This is a genomic window from Streptomyces sp. NPDC026575, from assembly GCF_055567415.1.
The window spans coordinates 69,011-88,373 of the sequence record NZ_JBVHQM010000004.1 but is presented as its reverse complement, the minus strand read 5'-3'; the positions used below and the strand labels follow the sequence as shown (position 1 = coordinate 88,373).

The 19,363-nt window shown below is 69.1% G+C and carries 18 protein-coding genes; 9 read left to right on the top strand and 9 right to left on the bottom strand.

Translation table 11 applies throughout. The features are described from left to right. Positions 1–30: 30 nt before the first annotated feature. The 4 genes from ACZ4NB_RS06600 to ACZ4NB_RS06585 form a co-directional block, all read right to left on the bottom strand. Positions 31–1,155: an LLM class flavin-dependent oxidoreductase gene (locus ACZ4NB_RS06600; RefSeq protein ID WP_467658768.1), complete on the bottom strand. Its 1,125-nt coding sequence runs from the start codon at positions 1,153–1,155 to the stop codon at positions 31–33. A gap of 145 nt (positions 1,156–1,300) precedes the next feature. Continuing rightward, positions 1,301–2,086, bottom strand: a complete 786-nt coding sequence (locus ACZ4NB_RS06595; protein ID WP_467658767.1) for an SDR family NAD(P)-dependent oxidoreductase — start codon at positions 2,084–2,086, stop codon at positions 1,301–1,303. A 154-nt stretch (positions 2,087–2,240) separates the two neighbouring features. Continuing rightward, positions 2,241–3,149 (bottom strand): TIGR03619 family F420-dependent LLM class oxidoreductase, encoded by a 909-nt coding sequence (locus tag ACZ4NB_RS06590; protein WP_467659171.1) that lies wholly within the window; start codon positions 3,147–3,149, stop codon positions 2,241–2,243. Between the two features lie 218 nt (positions 3,150–3,367). Next, positions 3,368–4,240: a DUF4231 domain-containing protein gene (locus ACZ4NB_RS06585; protein WP_467658765.1), complete on the bottom strand. Its 873-nt coding sequence runs from the start codon at positions 4,238–4,240 to the stop codon at positions 3,368–3,370. Positions 4,241–4,530: 290 nt separating this feature from the next. Between ACZ4NB_RS06585 and ACZ4NB_RS06580 the strand changes: the two genes are divergently transcribed. Then, positions 4,531–7,380, top strand: coding sequence for a toll/interleukin-1 receptor domain-containing protein (locus ACZ4NB_RS06580; protein WP_467658763.1), 2,850 nt, complete (start codon positions 4,531–4,533; stop codon positions 7,378–7,380). Positions 7,381–7,510: 130 nt separating this feature from the next. Here the strand turns inward: ACZ4NB_RS06580 and ACZ4NB_RS06575 are convergent, their stop codons facing one another. After that, entirely contained in the window at positions 7,511–8,008 is a 498-nt protein-coding gene (locus ACZ4NB_RS06575) for a hypothetical protein (RefSeq protein WP_467658761.1), read from the bottom strand. A gap of 552 nt (positions 8,009–8,560) precedes the next feature. Here ACZ4NB_RS06575 and ACZ4NB_RS06570 point away from each other — a divergent pair. Beyond that, complete coding sequence (locus ACZ4NB_RS06570; protein ID WP_467658759.1) at positions 8,561–9,286, top strand: nucleotidyltransferase domain-containing protein; 726 nt, start codon at positions 8,561–8,563, stop codon at positions 9,284–9,286. A 47-nt stretch (positions 9,287–9,333) separates the two neighbouring features. On the opposite strand, the gene ACZ4NB_RS06565 is transcribed toward ACZ4NB_RS06570, so the two are convergent. The 3 genes from ACZ4NB_RS06565 to ACZ4NB_RS06555 all read right to left on the bottom strand — a co-directional run bounded on the left by ACZ4NB_RS06565 (position 9,334) and on the right by ACZ4NB_RS06555 (position 11,059). Then, the gene (locus ACZ4NB_RS06565; RefSeq protein WP_467658757.1) at positions 9,334–9,558 is read right to left on the bottom strand and encodes a recombinase; all 225 of its coding nucleotides are present in this window, start codon (positions 9,556–9,558) and stop codon (positions 9,334–9,336) included. Positions 9,559–10,016: 458 nt separating this feature from the next. Then, positions 10,017–10,238, bottom strand: a complete 222-nt coding sequence (locus ACZ4NB_RS06560; protein ID WP_467658756.1) for a DUF397 domain-containing protein — start codon at positions 10,236–10,238, stop codon at positions 10,017–10,019. Continuing rightward, positions 10,235–11,059, bottom strand: coding sequence for a helix-turn-helix domain-containing protein (locus ACZ4NB_RS06555; RefSeq protein WP_467658754.1), 825 nt, complete (start codon positions 11,057–11,059; stop codon positions 10,235–10,237). The genes ACZ4NB_RS06560 and ACZ4NB_RS06555 overlap by 4 nt, the downstream gene beginning before the upstream one ends. Before the next feature lie 240 nt (positions 11,060–11,299). Here ACZ4NB_RS06555 and ACZ4NB_RS06550 point away from each other — a divergent pair, with 240 nt between their 5' ends. The 6 genes from ACZ4NB_RS06550 to ACZ4NB_RS06525 all read left to right on the top strand — a co-directional run bounded on the left by ACZ4NB_RS06550 (position 11,300) and on the right by ACZ4NB_RS06525 (position 14,724). Next, the gene (locus ACZ4NB_RS06550; RefSeq protein WP_467658752.1) at positions 11,300–11,635 is read left to right on the top strand and encodes a hypothetical protein; all 336 of its coding nucleotides are present in this window, start codon (positions 11,300–11,302) and stop codon (positions 11,633–11,635) included. A 324-nt stretch (positions 11,636–11,959) separates the two neighbouring features. Further along, on the top strand, positions 11,960–12,187 hold the full coding sequence (locus ACZ4NB_RS06545) for a hypothetical protein (protein WP_467658750.1): 228 nt from the start codon (positions 11,960–11,962) through the stop codon (positions 12,185–12,187). Next, positions 12,165–12,677 (top strand): DUF6879 family protein, encoded by a 513-nt coding sequence (locus ACZ4NB_RS06540; RefSeq protein WP_467658748.1) that lies wholly within the window; start codon positions 12,165–12,167, stop codon positions 12,675–12,677. Before ACZ4NB_RS06545 ends, ACZ4NB_RS06540 begins: the two co-directional genes overlap by 23 nt. A gap of 22 nt (positions 12,678–12,699) precedes the next feature. Then, positions 12,700–13,554 carry a helix-turn-helix domain-containing protein gene (locus tag ACZ4NB_RS06535; RefSeq protein ID WP_467658746.1) on the top strand — a complete coding sequence of 285 codons (855 nt, stop codon included), beginning with the start codon at positions 12,700–12,702 and terminating at the stop codon, positions 13,552–13,554. 238 nt (positions 13,555–13,792) lie between these two features. Then, entirely contained in the window at positions 13,793–14,236 is a 444-nt protein-coding gene (locus ACZ4NB_RS06530; protein WP_467658745.1) for a glycine-rich domain-containing protein, read from the top strand. A gap of 65 nt (positions 14,237–14,301) precedes the next feature. Further along, entirely contained in the window at positions 14,302–14,724 is a 423-nt protein-coding gene (locus ACZ4NB_RS06525) for a hypothetical protein (RefSeq protein WP_467658743.1), read from the top strand. 158 nt (positions 14,725–14,882) lie between these two features. Here ACZ4NB_RS06525 and ACZ4NB_RS06520 read toward each other — a convergent pair whose 3' ends face one another. Further along, positions 14,883–16,106, bottom strand: coding sequence for an amidohydrolase family protein (locus ACZ4NB_RS06520; RefSeq protein WP_467658742.1), 1,224 nt, complete (start codon positions 16,104–16,106; stop codon positions 14,883–14,885). A gap of 257 nt (positions 16,107–16,363) precedes the next feature. Here ACZ4NB_RS06520 and afsR point away from each other — a divergent pair, with 257 nt between their 5' ends. Beyond that, a complete protein-coding gene (gene afsR / locus ACZ4NB_RS06515; RefSeq protein WP_467658740.1) occupies positions 16,364–19,300 on the top strand; it encodes an SARP-family global regulator AfsR in 2,937 nt (978 codons plus the stop codon). The last annotated feature ends 63 nt before the right edge of the window (positions 19,301–19,363 follow it).

The following is a 19,363-nucleotide window of genomic DNA, read 5'->3' as shown; positions in this document are numbered from 1 at the left end:
CCCTTCGGTTGCCGAACCCTTCCGGACGCCTCAGTCGCCGGCCGCCTGCCGGAAACGGGTCGTCCGGTGCACCGGATCGGTGTCGATCTTCGGGATCACGTGCTCGCCGATGAGCTTGATGGTGTTCATGGTGTCCTCGTACGACACCCCGATCGGCAGCCCGAAGCTCAGCTGGTCGGCGCCGGCCTGCTCCCAGCGCTTGCACTGCCGGAGCACCTCGTCCGGATCGCCGCAGATCATCAGCTCCTCGGCGATCAGCAGCTCGATGATCTCGGCGGTGTAGTCGGGCAGCAGCTCGGGCCACTCGGGGATGCCCTCGGGCCGCGGGAAGGTGTCGTGGTAGCGGAACACCAGCGACTGGAGGTAGTTGAGCCCGCCGTTGACGGCGATCTCCACCGCCGCCTCGTGCGTCTCGGCGCAGATCGCCGTCGAGGTCACCATCACGTTGTCGTTGACGAAGTCGCCGATCGGCTCGGCGTCCCGGACGGCGGTCTTGTACTGCTCCAGCACCCACTCCATGTCGGAGACCTTCTGGACGCTGAAGCCCAGTACACCGAGCCCCTTCTTGGCCGCCATGGCGTACGAGGACGGCGATCCGGCCGCGTACCACATCGCCGGGTGCGAGGCCCCGTACGGCTTGGGGAAGATCTTGCGCGGCGGCAGCTGCCAGTGCTTGCCCTGGAACCCGGGGTACTCCTCCTGGAGCCACATCTTCGGGAACTCGGCGATGGTCTCTTCCCAGATCTCCTTGGTGTGGTTCATGTCGGTGATGCCGGGGAGGAAGCCGAGGATCTCGTGCGAGCCGGCGCCGCGCCCGCTGCCGAACTCGAACCGCCCCTCGCTGAGGTGGTCGAGCATGGCGACCTTCTCGGCGACCTTCACGGGGTGGTTGACCTGGGCGAGCGGGTTGAAGATCCCCGAGCCCAGGTGGATCCGCTCGGTCGCGTGCGCCAGGTACCCGAGGAAGACGTCGTTGGCGGAGAGGTGGGAGTACTCCTCCAGGAAGTGGTGTTCGGACGCCCAGGCGTACTTGAAGCCGGAGGTGTCCGCCTGGATGACGTACTCGGTCTCCTCCATCAGCGCCTTGTGCTCCGCGAGCGGATCGGTCTCGGCCCGCTTGCCCACGTATCCCTGTACAAAGAGCCCGAATTCCAAGGAGGTTCACCGTCCCGAGCTATTTCTGACGTAGCGTCAGATTCGATGTGTGAGCCGACTGTTCCATCGCACGCCAGGGGCGTCAATAGCCGCCGCACGGGATAACTGACTATCCGTCAGATGTGTGGAACGGGCTTTCCCGCCGTCACAGGACGCTGACCCCGGCCAGCCATCCGCCGTCGATGACGAACGGCTGCCCGGTGATGTACGACGAGTCCCGGCAGGACAGGAAGAGCGCCAGCCTGGCGACCTCCTCCGGCTGCCCGACCCGCCCCAGCGGCACGAGCTTGGCGTAGAGCTCCTCAAGGGCCTGCGCGGCCGCCTCGCCGTCCGCCTCCGGATCGAGCTGTGCCGGGTTGCTCATCGCGGTGTCGATGGCCCCCGGGCACACCGCGTTCACCCGGATCCCCTTGGCGGCGAGTTCGAGCGCGGCGACCCTCGTCAGCCCCACGATCGCGTGCTTGGTGGCGGTGTACGCGCCGACGTACGCCATGCCCGTGACGCCCGTGTACGAGGCGGTGTTCACGATGGTCCCGCCGCCCGCGGCCTCGATCTCGGGCGCGACGGTCTTGATCCCGAGGAAGGCGCCGATCTGGTTGACCTGGATGACCTGCTGGAACTCGTCGAGCGGGGTACTGGTCAGCTCGTTGAAGCGCAGGATTCCGGCGTTGTTGACCAGCCCGTCGACCTTGCCGAAGGCCCGCTTGGCCGCGGCGACCGCCGCCTGCCAGTCGTCCTCCCGGCTCACGTCCAGGTGGACGTACGCGGCCCGCCCCTCCCCTATCTCCTTGGCCAGGGCCTCGCCCTGATCGTCGAGAACGTCGGCGAGCACGACCCGCGCCCCCTCGGCCGCGAAGAGCCGCGCCTCCTGTTCGCCCTGCCCGCGCGCCGCACCGGTGACGATGACGACGCGTCCGTCCAGCTTGCCCATGACAGCCTCCTTGGCCCTTCGGTTCAGGTGCGGATGGTCGGTTCAGGTGCGGATGGTCGGTACAGGTGCGGATGTCGGTACAGGTGCGGATGATCGGTGCGGACGCCTGCGGCCGATGCGGGTGCAGACCGCCTCCACCGGCGCCCGGCTCCGCTCACTCCAGGTGAGGGGCGACTTCGGCCGCGAACGCCGCCATCTGATCCGTCAGTTCGCCGCGGCTACGGGACCGGAACCGCACCTGGATCTGGTGCACGCCCATCGCGGCGTACTCCCGCAGCGACGCCGCGATCCGCTCGGGCTCCCCGGACAGCGTCCGGCGCCCGACCTCCCACCCCGCTTCACCCACGTACACCGGCTCGACGATGGCCCCGATGACGGCCGGCTCCTCGATCCCGGCCGCCTCCCTCGCCGCCCGCAGCCTGGCGATCTGCCCGGGCAGCTGCTCGCGCCGGTCGCCCTGCGGCAGCCAGCCGTCCGCGCGCTGCGCGGCCCGGCGCACGGCGGCGGGCGAGGATCCCCCCACCCAGATCGGCGGCCGCGGCCGCTGCGCGGGCCGCGGCGCCTGGCCCAGCCCCTCGAACGCGAACCGCTCGCCGGCGAACTTCGGGAACTCCTCGCTCCCCAGCGCCGCCTTCAGCGCGTCCACCGTCTCGTCCAGCACCGCCCCGCGACGTACGAAGTCCACCCCGAGCGCCTCGAACTCCTCCCGGACGTGCCCGGCGCCGACCCCGAGGATCAGCCGCCCGCCGGAAAGGTGATCGAGCGTCGCGTACTGCTTGGCCGTGACCAGCGGATGCTTCAGCCCGACCACCGCCACATGGCTGAGCAGCCGCACCCGCTCCGTCACGGCGGCCAGGTGCGCGAGCGTGGCGACCGGGTCGTACCACACGGTGCTCATCGCCTCGGCCAGCCGCCGCGGGATCGCGATGTGCTCGCAGCAGGCGAGGTAGGCGAAGCCGTGCCGGTCGGCGGCCCGCGCGATCTCGACCAGGTCGGCGGGCCCCGCGGCGACCTCCCAGCTCTCCGCGTAGAGCGTGCTCTGCGACTGCACCGGAAGCTGCATCCCGTACGCCAGCCGCCCCGGCTCGGGCCGCCATACGCCGCCCCTCACACCGTCCACATCGCCGCTCACACGCCCTCCAGCCATACCTGACGGACCGTCATATAGCTTGCCGGGTCATGGTCGTGCCTTACCTGCCATCAGGCAAGAGCCGGGGAGGGACGGACCCGATGCCGTGCGCTGGAGGCCGCGCCCGTACGGCAGATCCGCGATCGGCCCGTCTACACCGCGCCCCGGGACGCGCGCCACATCGTGTGTTCGCGGCTGATCGCCTCTTCAGCGTCGGCGATCTCCTGGGCCCACTCCGACTCGTCGTGCACCGCGGACAGCCGCTGGTGCACGATGCTCAGCTCGGTCGCCGCGAAGGTGTAGGCCCGGCCCAGCGACTCGTGCTGCCGCACCGCGAACCAGGCGGCCCCGGCGCCCAGCACCGCCGCCAGTACACCGGGCAGGTCGAAGGTGACGATCTCCAGCAGGCGCAGTACGGCGGCGAGCACGCCCAGCGCCTCCACGGTGATCAGACCGATCCGCCAGCGGCGGGCGAGCGTGATGTTCGTGGCCGCCTTGGCCCCGTACCACTGCTGCTGATCGGCGATCCGGCCGGTGAGGTACGCCTGCTTGCGGACCTCGAACGGGCCTTGGCGCAGCTCGCCCATGGTCTCGGTCGCGGCCATCGATCCGACCGGGACGAGGCTGTCGCTCGGCGCCTCCCGCAGCAACACCTCCAGCCGCTCGTGGAATCTGCGCTCCGCTTCGGCCGCGGGCAGGGTGACCGGGAACGGGTCGCCGGCCGCCGCGTACCGCCACGACAGCGTCTTCACCGACTCCGCCAGGGCCCGCCCGTCGTACCAGGCCCGCTCCGGACGGTCCGTGAGCATCCAGACCTCTAAATAGACGGTCGCCAGGAACGCCAGCAGCACCATCGCCACCGCCGCGTCCGCGCTCGACACCGCGCAGACCGCGGCGGCGATCGCCAGCAGCAGCCGCCATTTCGTGCCCGTCATATAGCGCCGCTGCCCCGAAAGGGAAGCGGTGTCCGCCGACCGGAACACGGCCGGGAAATCCTCGTCGCCGAGTGTGCGTACCTCACTCATCCGCAGCCCCGCCCACCCCTCGCATTCGCGCTCGCAGCATGCGTCCCGCATACCGGAGGAGGGAGAAGTCTAGAGGCGATCGGGGGCGTTCGGGCGGGGAACGGGGAGGTTACGGGCCACGGCCGGGCGGCGGCCGCCCCGCCGCGTCGCGGCGCCGGGCCGTCCGGGCACTTCGGCGCCAACCTGCCTGCCCGAAGGCCCTGTTGCGGGTGCATCCGCTGCTGAGGATGATGCGGCGACCGGGGTCCGGCGGCGGGCCCGCGGCGGCTTGAACGGACGGGGGAGCGGGATTGGGAGACAGGAACGCGGCGGAGCGGCCGTACCGGAACGACGCCTTCATTTCCTACCACCATGCGTCGGACAGCGCGAAGGCCGCCCATCTGCGGCGCGGACTGCAGAATTTCGCCCGCAGCTGGCGGCAATTACGCGCCCTGCGGGTCTTTCTCGACAAGGACTCGCTGTCCGCGAATCCGGGGCTGTGGCCGGAGATCGAGTGTCAGCTCGCCGACTCCGGCGCCTTCATCCTGCTGGCCTGCCCGGGTTCGGCCGACTCGGTGTGGGTGCGGAAGGAGGTCGAATGGTGGCGTACCGGCCTGGGACCGCGGAAGATGCTCATCGCCGTCACCGGCGGGGAGTTGGTCTGGGACCACGAGCGCGGTGATTTCGACTGGGAGCGCACCACGTGTCTGCCGCGCACCATGGCGGGCATGTTCGCCGACGAGCCGCGCTGGGTCGATCTGCGCTGGATGTCGGAGGACGACCCCGGCTCGCTCCGCGACCCCCGGTTCCAGCAGTGTGTGGCCGATCTGGCGGCGCCCCTGCACGGCCGCCCCAAAGAGGACCTGATCGGTGCGGACGTCGCCCAGCACCGCAAGACCCGACGGCTGGCGCGGGGCGCGCTCGCCGTCATCACCACGCTCGCCGTGCTCGCCGGGGCAGCCTCGGTGGTCGCGATCCTCCAGCGGAACGAAGCCCGCACCCAGGCCCGTCTGGCGACCTCCCGGCAGCTCGCCGCCACGGCCCTGAACCTCAAGGACGGGAACCTGCGGCTGGCTTCGCTGCTGGGGGTCGAGGCGTACCGCATGCAGTCGTCGCCCCAGGCCATCGCCGCCCTGAACCAACTCGCCACGGACAGCCCGTACTTGGTCAACATGGTTTCGAGTGCCGACGACATCAGCGCGTTCGCTTTCAGCGGGGACGACAGCGCGGTCGCCGTGGGCGACGAGGGCGGTGCGGTGACGGTGTGGCGCAGCGACGGCGGCGCCGTGCGCGCCCGAACCTCGCTGCCCGGCCGGGTCACGGCGGCCGGCTTCAGCGAGGACGGCAAACGCCTGGCCGTCGGGGACGGCAAGGGCAATCTGGGGGTCTACGACCTGGCCGGCAGGAAGCTGCAACGGCTCGCGCCGATGCCGGGATCGGTGGCCTCCTTGGCGTTCAGCATGGGCGGGCATCTGGCCGCGGCGGACGAGGACGGCACGGTGACGCTCTACGAGCAGGCCCGTAAGAAGATCCGTTCGAAGCGCACCGGCCACGGCGGCAGTGTGGTGGTCTTCCAGAACGAGGACAGCCATCTGCTGGTCCGCGACAAGGTGGGCGGCGGCGCCCTGTACACGGTGCCCGACCTGCGCCCGGTCCTGGACAGCAGGGAGTTCCTGCTGCCGGCCGGGCAGGCCGCGGTCGGCGTGTCCCCCGGCGGGCACTGCTTCGGCTATCTCAAATACGGGATCTTCACCAGCGCTGGGCTCCCGAAGACCGAAGGCCACGAGGCGCTCGCCGAGACATGCGGAGACTTCCCCCTCCTCCCCGACGAGGAGGCCCTGATGGTGGCGCTGACCGACACCGCCCGGATGGCCGTCGGAACGGCGTCCGGCATCACGGTGGTCGACGGGCAGAGCCACGGCGAGAACGACGCACCGTCCGAAGGGCGGACGCCGAACCAGGTCCGCAACCTCACCGGTACCGGCAGTCCCACGCTGCTGGAGTTCTCCGCCACGGGCGACCGGCTCGCCTCCGCGCACGGCCGGACGGCCGCGCTCTGGGACTTCGGCCAGCCATCCCGGACTGCGCACCGGCACGGTGTCTCCCTCTCCGACGACCAGACCATGGTCGTCGCTCCGCCGCTGGCCACCGGCCCGAACGGCCGGATCGCCTGGAGCAACCCGCTGGCGACCGAGTCGCCTTCCGACCCGGGGACACCGCTGCACGTCTGGAGCCCGAAGGACGGCACCATCGCCGGCGGGGATGACCTCGGCTACTACAGCGTCGCCTTCGGCTCCGACGGCCGCACGCTCTACGCGGGGCACACGGGCATGGTCCAGGAATGGCGGATCGTCGGTAAACACCTGGAGAAGCAGCGCGAGATAGCCCTTTCCGGCACGCAGGAGAGCTACCAGGAGGGCTACCGCGCGGTCCCGCTGGAGATCGCCCCCCTCGGGACCGGCTCCCTGGCCGTGACCACGGGCGACGGCGCGGTCCATGTCGCCGACCGGTCGGCGCGGCGCACCCGGACAGTGGTCCCGCCGGGAACCAGCGATCCCAATCAGCTGCTGCTGTCCTCGCTGAGCACCGACGGGCGCACCGTCGCGGTGAAGAACACCAAGGGCGCCGTCGACCTCTACGCCCTCCCCTCCGGACGCAAGGTGCAGACGGCGCGCCTGAAGGGCGAGGCGGTGGGCAACTTCGCCCTGGCCGCCGAGAGCCGTTCACTCTTCCTCGAAGGCGCCCGGCACTCCTTCGCCCGCTGGGACCTGGACGAGCGGCGGCTGCGCTGGCAGAGCGACGAACCGAGCTCGACCGGGGTGGCCGCGGGCGCGGACGGCCGTACGGTCGTCACCCTGACCGACAGCGGCACCCTGACCCGCTGGGACGTCGAGACCGGCGACCGGCTGGGCGGCCCCAAGGTGCCGATCCCGCCCCGCACACTGTCCGGAAACCGTGGCATCGGCGAGCACACCGGGTTCGTCGTGGACCGCGCGGGCACCCTGTGGACCGCCACCGAAGGCGGCGAACTCCTCTCCTGGGACTTCTCCGTGGACTCATGGATCAAGAGCCTCTGCCATATCGCCGGCCGCAGCCTGACCGACGCCGAATGGCGCCGCTACGTGGGAACCACCCCGCCGTCCCGGCCCACCTGCGGCTGACGGCGCGGCCCCGAGGGGTGGCCTCGACCACCCCGTCCGGACGGGGCGGGGTGGCGCGGTGGCGGGGCGGCGGGGTCCGTACGGACGGCATCCGCGCGGACGGCATCCGGGCGGTTGCGTGGTCAGGACGTCAGTCGAGGTCCTTGGAGTACTCGGTCGTGACGCAGCCGTCGATCTCGCCCTCGTCGACCGACACACCGTCCGGCGCCTTGAAGTCCGAGGCGCAGTTGAGGAACAGCAGCCCGGCCTTGAGGAGCTGATGGCGCTGGTCGTCGCTGCTCGGGTCGACGGCGAAGTCGTCGCCGATCATGAGGTCGTCCTGCTCGTCCTCGTTGCCCTTGACGGCGGTCTGGAACGCCTCCATGTCCTCGACGGTGAGGAAGTCGACGTCTCCGCCGCCGCCCGCCGGGTCGTCGCACTCGCCGCCGCCGTTGATGCCCGTCATCCCCATGGCCTCGACCTGCTGCACTTCGTGGGGCGAGGCGATGTCCACGGTCTTGCAGCCGAGCGCCGACTTGAGGAGCTCCCCCGCGCCCTGGGGCGAGTCCGCGGAGGGCAGCCCGCAGGCGGAGACCGACGCCAGGGCGACGACGGTTCCGACGATGGCGAGTGTTCGATGGAAACGCATGACGTTCCTTTGCAGATGTGGCTGTGGGCCGGGTTCGCCGACCGGATGCGGCGCGCCACGACCGCAGGGGTGCAGAAAGCCAACCGCTCTCCCCCGTACCCCCGCCGTGATCAGTTGACCTGGACATGTTAAGCGGGCCGCAGGTCGGGGGGAGGCGTGGTCGCTCGACTCGCCCCTTTCGTTTCCATGATCGGGCCAAGAGCATCACCACCCCGCGATCATCTATTGGGAATACCCATGACATTTCCACCACTGGTGGTATGTCCGATGAGACATCGGCGGTCCACCGGTCAGCCCGTAAAGCCTGTCCCGCACATGACCTATGGCGGACTGTACGGCCAGGTCGTTTCCTGTCAGCCGACGAGGGTGAGGTTGCGCAGGCGGGCGATGCCGAGATGCCCTGGCGGACGCTGTCGCCTTTCAAACGGCAGTCGCAGAGGATCCTCCTTCTCTGCACTTCACCCGATCGAAGTTCGCTGGGATCTGAATGACGGGAGAGCGTCCGACTCGGCCCCTGGCATGCGCTTCTCGCGGATGGCACGATGAGCGCCCATGGATGATCAAGGAACTCTGACCGCTCAGGCTCTGCGTTTGGTGACGACCCGTTTCCCGGATGCCCTGGGGGCCATGCTGGGAGGATCGGTTGCCCAGGGCCGCGCCACTGAGACCAGCGACTTGGACGTGGCCGTCCTCCTGCCGGACTCGGATATCAGCCGCCGTGAGGTAGTCCGCCATGAGGGCCGCCTGGCTGAGCTGTTCCTGAACACCGTCGCGGACATACCGGAATTCTTCGAGTGGGACAGAGCCCGCCGCCGCGGCACGGTCCTGTTCATCTATGACCAGGGCCTGCCGTTGATGGACCCGCACGGCGATCTCTCCCGTGTGCGCGAACAGGCCCGAGCGGTACTCGCGGCCGGACCGCCGCCGCTCACGCGGGCGGAATGGGAACGAGGCCGCTACGGTCTGACCTGCTTCATGGACGACCTGGTCGACACTCCGCCCGCAAACCGGCATGAACAGCTCTCCCTCGCCGACTTCACCCTGCGCGAGGCGGCACATCTGCTCACCGCCCACCACGGCGCCTGGACGGGCATCGGCAAGTGGTTGCCTCGCAGGCTGCTGAGCGCCGACCCGGTCCGGGGAAAGGCGCTGCTGGACGGCCATCAAGCCTTGGCGGAACAGGCCGATCCCGCTCCGCTGGCGACTGCGGTTGAGGGGGTACTCGACCTGCTCGGCGGACCGCTGAGGGAGGGATACGCACTTCGCTGGCGTGCCTGACCTGTCTTTCCCTTCTCTGTGCTCGCTCGGTCGAGGTTCGTTGTGGATCACTGGGTCTCCTCGGGACGGGGACGTGGGATGCCGAGGTCGGTGGCGGGTCTCTTGGTGAGTCGGGCGGCTTCAGCCTGTTTGGCGCGGAGGAAGGTCAGGGTTGAGTCGATGCCTTCGACTTCGCCGAGCCAGTGCTCTTCCTGGGCCCGTTTGCGGCGCAGAAGGAGGTCTTTCTCGATCTCCGCGAGGCGGGGCAGCATCTTGGGGTTGACCTGGAGCATCGGGCAGCGGATGCAGGCGTGCTCGTGGTTGCAGGGGGTGCCGTAGGGGCGGGCGCAGCCTTGATGCGGGTGGATCCGGCGGTGATTCGGCTGGGTGAGCGACAAGCCGCACGCGCGCGGACGGTCGTCACCCTGACCGACAGCGGCACCCTGACCCGTTGGGACGCCGAGACCGGCGACCGGCTGGGCGGCCCCAAGATGCCGATTCCACCCCACACACTGTCCGGAAACGATGGCGGCGGCCTGCACACCGCGTTGTCGTGGACCGGGCGGGCACGCTGTGGACCGCCACCGAAGGCGGCGAGATCCTCTCCTGGGACTTCTCGGTGGAGTCCTGGATCGACAGCCTCTGCCGTATCGCCGGCCGCAAGCCTGACCCACGCCGAATGGCGCCGATATCTGGGGACCACACCGCCGGACCGGCCCAGCTGCGGCGGGCGGCGGGCCGGACATCGAGATCAGGCGGAAGCCAACTTCCCACCCCTGACGGCGGACACGAACGACGACCAACCAGCAGTGGAGAAGGTCAGGACCGGGCCGTGGGGGTCCTTGCTGTCGCGGACGGGGACGACGCCGACCGGGGCGAAGGTCCGGGAGAACTCGACGCATTGGCCCCCATGGGAGCCGCTACACGAGGACTTGATCCACTCGGCGACGGTGAGATCGATGTCCGCGTTCATGAGGTGTGCTCCTTGTGCAATTTCTTGATCAGGGCGAGCGAATCATCCGGGGAGAGAGCGTGTGCCCTCAACCGTTCATAGTGACGCACAGCCCCCGCGACGATCTCCGCCTTGTCGTACACCTTGCCCCCATGCAGCCCGTCCGAGTAAAGGACCGTAGGAGCCGAGTCGAATGCGAGTAGCGTGAAGGGCGACATGTGAGCCGCTGCGGCCCCAGACGCATAGGTGACCACCTGGATGTCGATGTCGGGGCTTTCCGCCGAGTCAATCAAGTGCTGTAACTGGCCTGCCATGACGGCGGGACCGCCCACAATCGTCCGTAGACACGCCTCGTGGAGGACTACCCACAGCGCGGGTGGGTTCGCCCGCTCCATCACCGCGCGGCGGTTTATGCGCGCATTGACCTTGCCCTGGATCACGTCGGCGCATGCCTGCGGGTGTCCGGCACGGAAGATCGCATGGGCATACGCCTCAGTCTGCAAGATGCCCATGATGCCCTGGATCGAGTAGTCCTGGATGTGGGCCGCCTTCTTCTCCCGTTCCAGGTAGTGGGCGAACCAGCTCGGATGTCCCCCCTCATCGATCCGCTTCAACAGGCCTGCGAACAAGCCATTCGTCCCGAATGCCAGGTCGCATCCCTCGGCGAATCTCACGCTGGGCATCTGCTTCCCGGCTTCGACCAGGCTGACGTACGCATCGGTGTAGCCGGTCACCTTGCCCAACTGCTTCTGCGTGAGCTTGCGCCCGAGGCGTACACGCTTCACGTCCGCACCGAAGCGCTGGAGCGGATTTAAGGTCTCTGGGCTGTTCGTCTCATCCAACGCTGTGGCCTCCCAGTTTGTCGATCTGGCGCAACACCGCAGCGGACAAGCGATCTAACTTTGTCCGCTTAACTCGCCCCAGCCTATTGGAAGTTGCGTTGCGCTGGTGACCAATTGACTACACCCGGTACACGACCGGGAGTCAGACGCCAGATCGCTCACTCGCCACACGCAGGACCCCCGCAACCGCATGCAGGGCGGCCCGGGGGCGTGGCCATCAACCCCATGGAGGTTGACGACATGCTTCACACTATCCAAACGATCTTCGAATCGCTGCTGCGCTGCTTACTCCCCGCCCGGGGACGCCACCGTGTGGCCATTTCTCCGCCCGCGCCTGCGACCGGCACCGATACACCGACGCTCACCCTCTCCCTCCCCCTTTCCCGCACGCAGCGGAAGTCGGTGCTGGTGCCGCTGCGCGGTGAGGATGCCCCCCTCATCCGCCCGTACGTCCTGACCCCCGAGGAGCGGCAGGAGCGCCGCTTGCAGCGTCAGCGTCGGCGGGCACTGTGGCTGGCCGTACAGGGCTACGACGCGGGGCCGCGCTGGATTCACGGTGTGGAGGTGACGGGCTGATGCCTCGACTGTGCCGACCCGTTCACCTGCTGGAACCAGCGCCGGATCCCGCGCCGGTCGCCGGGTGCGACGTGTGCAGTGCGCTCGCCGAGCAGCGCGCCGCGGCCTACGCCACAGGAGACATGTCGAAGGCGACCGACTGCAACGTCGAGATCCGCCGCCACCCGCACCCGAAAGCGATGCGCCGATGAAAACCGAGGCGCTTGAACGCCCCCGAGCTTTGGGCAAGTTCGGGCAAGTTTCTGTTGTCCGTGGGTGGTTCACGGCAGCATCTGCCAGAGATCTCTCTCAGAGAGATCGTCGTCTCCGAGCGAGGAGGACATCATGACCGTGCGCAAGCTCGGCAAGGACCCTGAGAGCCCCAGCGGGGGGTCTCCCACGATCTACCTGGACGACGTCAAGGACACCTACTTGGTCCAAGGGCTGAAGGTCGAAGAAGGAGACCGCCTGGCTCAGATGGACATCCCGAGCCATGAGACGGTGGTTGAGATTCCCCGGCGCATGGTGCAGTTCTTCTTGGAGGTGAAGGGTGACGAAGGTCCCGGCGTTTGAGGAGCTGTTCCGCAGTAGTCACCGCTCGGCGGTCCACCTGGAAATGCGGGACGGCTACATGCGGTCGGATCCCGCCTTCATCGACTGGAGCGCGGGTAAGACATTCGACCCCGCCGAACGCTGGCGGGACTGGCTCAACATTGTGAAGGAGACGACGGAAAGAGGCGTCACCGTACGCCGTGCACGGATCGTCTCCGAACCAGTCTCCGACTACATCCGCTTCGAGCACTCCGTGACCCAAGGGCTCAACATCAACGCGGGGGAGGAAGTGGGCTGGCTTCCACGCCGGCAGGCAACTGCCCTGAACCTGCCGGGCAACGACTTCTGGGTATTCGACGGGACCTCGGCCCTGATCAATCACTTCGACGGAAACGGTGATTCGCTGGAGCACGAGTACTCCGAGGACCCCCAGTTGCTTTCCTTCCTCTCCTCGGCGTTCGAGACCGTCTGGGAGAAGGTTGTCCCCCATGCCCAATATCGGTTGGCGTGACAACGGGACAGACTGAAACACAGTGCCCACTCCACCTTCCTCCTCAGCAGTAAGGGAGGCACGGGTTTCCTTCGGCCGGCGCCTGCGCGAGATCCGGAAGGACTCGGGACTCACCGCGCGGGCGCTGGCCATGCTCGCAGGCTGGCACGAATCCAAGTGCTCGAAGATCGAAAGCGGGACCCAGCCACCGTCATTCGACGACATCCGCGCCTACACAGAGCATTGCGGAGTCCCGCACCTGGCCGGCGATCTCATAGACACGGCCCGCGGCATCGACGGCATGTACGTCGAGTGGCGCCAACTCGAACGGTCGGGACTGCGTCGAGTCCAGGAGTCGGTGCTCCCGATCTGGGAGCGCACACTCCGCTACCGCATCTACTCCTCATGGCTCATCCCCGGCCCCGTACAAACCGAGGCGTATATTCGAGCGCTGCTGACCTCGATCCGCGACCGGCGCCAACTCGTCGATGACGTTGAGGAAGCTGTGCGTGTCCGCATTGCCAAGCAGCACATCGTGCACGAGGGCAATCATCGATTCGCGATCCTCTTGGAAGAAGCCGCCCTCCGGTACCGCATCGGTGGAGTCGAGACGATGGCCGGCCAGCTTGAACACCTGCTCAATGCCTCAACGTTGCCGTCCGTAAGCCTCGGGATCATCCCCTTGACGGCCGACCGCACGGCCTTGTGGCCCGTAGAGGGTTTCTTCCTCTTCGATGACGCACAGGTGAACGTGGAGCTGGTATCAGCGCACTTGACCATCGTGCAACGTCACGAACTCGCTCTATACGCGAATACGTTCGCGACCTTGGCCGAGCAAGCCGAATATGGAGCGGGAGCACGCACCCTCATCAGGCAGGCGATTAACGCGCTCGGGTGACCGTGAGCAAGTTCGGGCACACTCGTTGAGCCCAGTTGCCCCCGAGTCGTTGACTGCATCGATATGACCCGCAAAGTGACCCGCCACAAAAGCCCGGCGTTAGCCGGAACCTTCTGACTTCCACCCCGGCTGCAGAAACCTGGACAGTCGAGCAGCCGGGGTGGAGAGCAAGTGATCCCTGGCCGACCCCTTGAGCGTTGTTGTAGGTCGGCCCTTTCCGAAGAAGGGAAGGAACACTGTGACAGTCTTTTTAGAGCAACCGGTCACCGTCCGGCAAGGCCGCGACCTCGTCGCACCGGCGCTGTTTGAGCGCCTGGTGGACTTCTGCGCCGAGGAGTACGGCCTGGAGCGCTGCGTGGCAGAGCGCGTCCAGAGTGAGGCCATCGCCATGTGTTACGTCATGGGCGCCACCAAGGCGGGCGACGTCATGGCCCCGAGCAAGCAGGTGGATCCCGGCTGGCACGCCTTCATGCTGCACACCGAGGCGTACGCCGACTGGTGTCAGGAGAACTTCGGCTACTTCCTGCACCACCGGCCGGGCAGCAAGCTGCGCACCAAGGGCCTGATGGTCGATGTCGTCGGGCGTATCAAGGCTGAAGGCTTCGAGGTGGACGACCGGCTGTGGGGCACCGCGGCCGACTGCAACGCTCCGACGTGTTGCGGTGACGGCCCCTGCTGCTAGAGAGCGGCTCCCGGCGTCCGGGCCGCCCACCGGTCCGGACGCCGGCCTTCCCAGAGAGGATCTTCATGCCGGTCTCCCATACGGGCACTGGCAGAGTCACCGCGTTCTCGATGTTCGGGCCGGTCTTCGGTTACGCATCCCAGCTCGTGGACGGCTGCCAGACCGCCTATGTCGGCCCGCTGACGCCGGGCGTCCGGTGGCCACGGCTGTGGCACATGGCGACTCGATGCTGCCGCACGACAGCCCAGGACCGGGAGAAGGCGCAGTGGATCATCACGCAAGCGACTCGCGCATTCGTCATGGGCGCCGACGTCGTCGCGAAGCTGCCCGAAGCCGCGTGGCGCCTGGAACCCGGAGAGCGCCGGATCGACGTTGCCGAATGGTCAAACCACCACGCACTGGTCGTGGGAAATATGGCGGTCCCCGACCTGACGCCTGAACAGATCTCGATGAAGCACACCTACTACCCCCACTACAACGAGGACTGAGATTCCCTCTACCCAGACCGCCCCGTCCGTGCGTCATCCCCCTGGCGCATGGACGGGGCTTCGCGCTCTCGGAGCCCTGTTTCACGTGGCGGGGGTGGGTGGCGGGGGTGCCATGCCCTAACGGGCAATGACACCCCAGGTCGTAAACGCAAGCGGCCCTAGACCCCCGGCCCCCACAGCCCGTCCCCCGTGAGCCCCAGCAGGTCGATCGCGTTCCCCCGGACGATGCGCTCCACCACGTCCGGCGCCAGATGGCCCATCTGGGACTCGCCGACCTGCCGGGACTTGGGCCAGGTCGAGTCGGAGTGCGGGTAGTCGGTCTCGTACAGGACGTTGCCGACGCCGATCGCGTCCAGGTTGCGCAGACCGAAGGCGTCGTCGAAGAAGCAGCCGTAGACGTGCTCGGTGAAGAGTTCGGACGGTGGGCGCAGGACCTTGTCCGCGACGCCGCCCCAGCCGCGGTTCTCCTCCCAGACCACGTCGGCGCGTTCGAGGATGTACGGGATCCAGCCGATCTGGCCCTCGGCGTACATGATCCTCAGGTCGGGGAAGCGGTCGAACTTGCCGCTCATCAGCCAGTCGACCATCGAGAAGCAGCAGTTGGCGAAGGTGATGGTGGAGCCCACGGCGGGCGGGGCGTCGGCGGAGGTCGACGGCATCTTCGACGAGGAGCCGATGTGCATCGCGACGACCGTGCCGGTCTCGTCGCAGGCGCGCAGGAACGGGTCCCAGTAGTCGGTGTGGATGCTGGGCAGCCCCAGGTGCGGCGGGATCTCGCTGAAGCACACCGCGCGCACGCCGCGGGCCGCGTTGCGCCGTACCTCCGCGGCGGCCAGTTCCGCGTCCCAGAGCGGGATGAGGGTGAGGGGGATCAGACGGCCCCGGGCCTGCGGGCCGCACCACTCCTCCACCATCCAGTCGTTGTAGGCCCGCACCCCCAGCAGGCCCAGCTCGCGGTCCTCGGCCTCGGTGAAGGTCTGGCCGCAGAAGCGGGGGAAGGTGGGGAAGCACAGCGCGGACTGCACGTGGTTGACGTCCATGTCGGCGAGGCGCTCGGGCACGCTGAAGGAGCCCGGTCGCATCTGCTCGTAGGTGATGCCCTCCAGCTTGATCTCGTCGCGGGAGTAGCCGACGGCGGTGTCGAGCCGGGTCAGGGGGCGGTGCAGATCCTCGTAGACCCACCAGTCGGCTATCGGCCCGTCGTCACCCGGGGCGCCCATCTTCGGGGCGAATCTCCCGCCCACGAAGGTCATCTCCTTCAGGGGTGCGCGGACGATGCGCGGGCCGATGTCGTGGTACTTCGACGGGAGGCGGTCCCGCCAGACGTTGGGGGGCTCCACCGTGTGGTCGTCCACCGAAATGATCTTGGGGAAGGTCTCCATACCCGCTACCGTAGCGCCGATCTGACGATCCGTCAGTAAACTGCGGGCCGCCGCGGGGGAACGGCGAGGAGCGCGGAAGTTACGGCTCCACCACCCCGCCGTGCGCCGCGCCGCCCCCGCCCTCAGCAGCCGAGGAGGCTTTGTGCACGGTCCGGACCCCTACTGACGGAAGCGGGCGTGACAAGGCAGACTGGCCGTTGCACACAGCGAGATGGTGCATACAGCGTGGTCAATTTGGCACAGGGCAGGGGGACACCATGGACGACGGTCCGGGTCGGGAGCGGCTCCGCTTCACCGTGCTCGGTCCCGTACGGGCCTGGCGCGGCGCAACGCCGCTGGCAGCGGGCTCCCCGCAGCAGCGCGCACTGCTGGCGGCATTACTGCTGCGCGGCGGACGCACCGCCACCGCGCACGAGCTCGTCGACGCGCTGTGGGGCGACGAACCGCCGCACGCCGCACTGGCGGCGCTGCGCACCTACGCCTCCCGGCTCCGCAAGGCGCTGGGCGAGGACGCCGACGCGCTGGTCAGCGAGTCCGGCGGCTATGCGCTGCGGCCGGTGGACGGCCACCCCCTGGACCTCGACCACGACCACGCCGAGCAGTACGCGGCCGAGGCGGAGAAGGCCAAGGCCGCCGGCGACCGCGGCCGCGCCCGGCAGCTCCTGGACAAGGCACTGGCGCTGTGGGACGGCGAGCCGCTGGCCGGCCTGGCCGGTCCGTACGCCGAGACCCAGCGCACCCGCCTGCAGGAATGGCGGCTGTCCCTCACCGAGACCCGCCTCGAACTGGTCCTGGAGGCCGGCTGCCACACCGAGGCGGTCTCCGAGCTGACCGCGCTGACCGCCGCCCACCCGCTGAGCGAGCGGCTGCGCGAACTGCTGATGCTGGCGCTGTACCGCAGCGGCCGGCAGGCCGAGGCGCTCGCCGTCTACGCCGACACCCGGCGGCTGCTCGCCGACGAGCTGGGCGTCGATCCCTGCGCCTCGCTCTCCGACCTCCAGCAGCGCATCCTGCGGGCCGACACCGACCTGGACGCGCCGCCCGTCGTCATCGACGGGCCGGACGCCGCCGACCACGTCGTGGTACGCCCCCAGCAACTCCCGGCCACGGTCGCCGACTTCACCGGCCGCAACGCCTTCGTCTCCGAACTCGGCCGGCAGCTGGCCACCGCCGAGGGCAGCGTGATGGCGGTCTCCGCGCTCACCGGCATCGGCGGCGTCGGCAAGACCACCCTCGCCGTGCACGTCTCCCACGCCGCCCGCGAGCACTTCCCCGACGGCCAGCTCTACGTCGACCTCCAGGGCGCCGGCCACACCCCCTCCGAACCGGAGGCGGTACTGGGCGCCTTCCTGCGCGCGCTGGGCACCCCCGACGCCTCCATCCCGGACGGCCTGGAGGAGCGCTCGGCGCTCTACCGCTCCACGCTGGCGGGGCGGCGGGTGCTGGCGCTGCTCGACAACGCCCGGGACGCCGCCCAGGTGCGGCCGCTGCTCCCGGGGCAGGAGGGCTGCGCGGCGCTGATCACGAGCCGGGCCCGGCTGATCGACCTGGCGGGCGCGTACCTGATCGACGTCGATGTGATGAGCCCCGAGGAGGCGCTGAACCTCTTCACCCGCATCGTCGGCGAGGAGCGGGTCAGCGCCGAACGGCAGTCCGCGATGGCCGTGGTCGGCGCCTGCGGCTTCCTGCCGCTGGCCATCCGCATCGCCGCCTCCCGGCTGGCCGCGCGCCGCACATGGACCGTCTCCACCCTCGCCCGCAAGCTCGCCGACGAGCGGCGCCGGCTGGACGAGCTGCGCGCCGGCGACCTCGCCGTCACGGCCACCTTCGAACTGGGCTACGGCCAGCTGGAGCCCCACCAGGCCCGCGCGTTCCGGCTGCTGGGCCTCGCCGACGGCCCGGACATCTCGCTCGCCGCCGCGGCCGCCCTCCTGGACATGGACCTGGAGTCCGCGGAGGACCTCATCGAGTCGCTCGTCGACGCGAGTCTGCTGGAGTCCGCCGCCCCCGGCCGCTACCGCTTCCACGACCTGGTCCGGCTCTACGCGCGGGCCTGCGCGGAACGCGACGAGCAGCCGCCGGCCGAGCGGGACGCGGCGCTCTCCCGGCTGCTGGACTTCTATCTGGCGACCGCCAAGGAGGTCTACACCCTTGAGCGTCCGGGCGACCGGCTCCCCGACCACATGGCGCGTCCCCAGTACGCGGGGCTGGTCTTCACCGACCGCATAGGGGCCCTGGAATGGCTCTTCGGGGAGGCCCGGTGCCTGATGGCCTGCGCACAGCAGTCCGCCGGGCCGCAGACCCTTCGGCGCGCGGCGGACCTGCTGCTGCTGGCGCAGGACCTCGCGGAGTCGGGAGCCGACTCCCGGCAGTACGAACAGGTCAACATGGCGCTGCTGGACGCCGCGCGCACGATGGACGACCAGCGCGCCCAGGCCCGTATCCACATCGCGCTGACCAACGTCCACACCCTGGCCGGACGGTTCGACAAGGCCGACGAGCACGCCCAGTCGGCCATGCTCCTCGGGCTGGCGACCGACGACGCGTTCGCCTCGTCCTACGCGCCCAACGACCGCGGCATCATCGCCAACTCGCAGAACCGGCACGCCGACGCCGAGGCATACCTCACCCAGGCGCTGACCGCCTTCCGCGCGGACCGCAACCAGCCCTCGGAAGCCAGCGCCCTGTGCAACCTCTCGCGGGTCCACCTGGCCACCGACCGGGTGGACACCGCGATCCGGCTGGCCCAGGACGGCATCGCGATCTACCAGGAGCTGGGCGCCACCCGCCGGCTCGCCAACGGCATGTACGCGCTCGGTCTGGCGTTCACCCGCGCCAAGCGGTTGGACGACGCCACCGAGCAGCTGAACAGGGCCCTGGCCATCTTCCAGGCGAGCCGGCAGCGCTTCTGGGAGGGCATGACCTACTTCCGGCTGGCGGAGGCGGATCTGACCGCCGGTCACCCGGCCCAGGCCGCCAACCACGCCGAGCAGGCGCTCACCGCGCTGCGCGCCATCGGCGGCGAGTGGTGGCACGCCAACGTCCTCACGCTGCTGGGGCGGGCGCTGGACGGCGTCGGGCAGTCCGGGCGGGCCCGGGTGTGCTGGCAGGAGGCACTGGCGGTCTTCGAGCGCCTGGACTCGCCGGAGTGCGCGGTGGTGCAGGGCCTGCTGCGGCCCGTCGCGGCCGTATGACCAGCAACGACGCTGGTACGGGCGGTCGGCGTCGGAAGTAGACGCGGACGTTTATCGATCGTT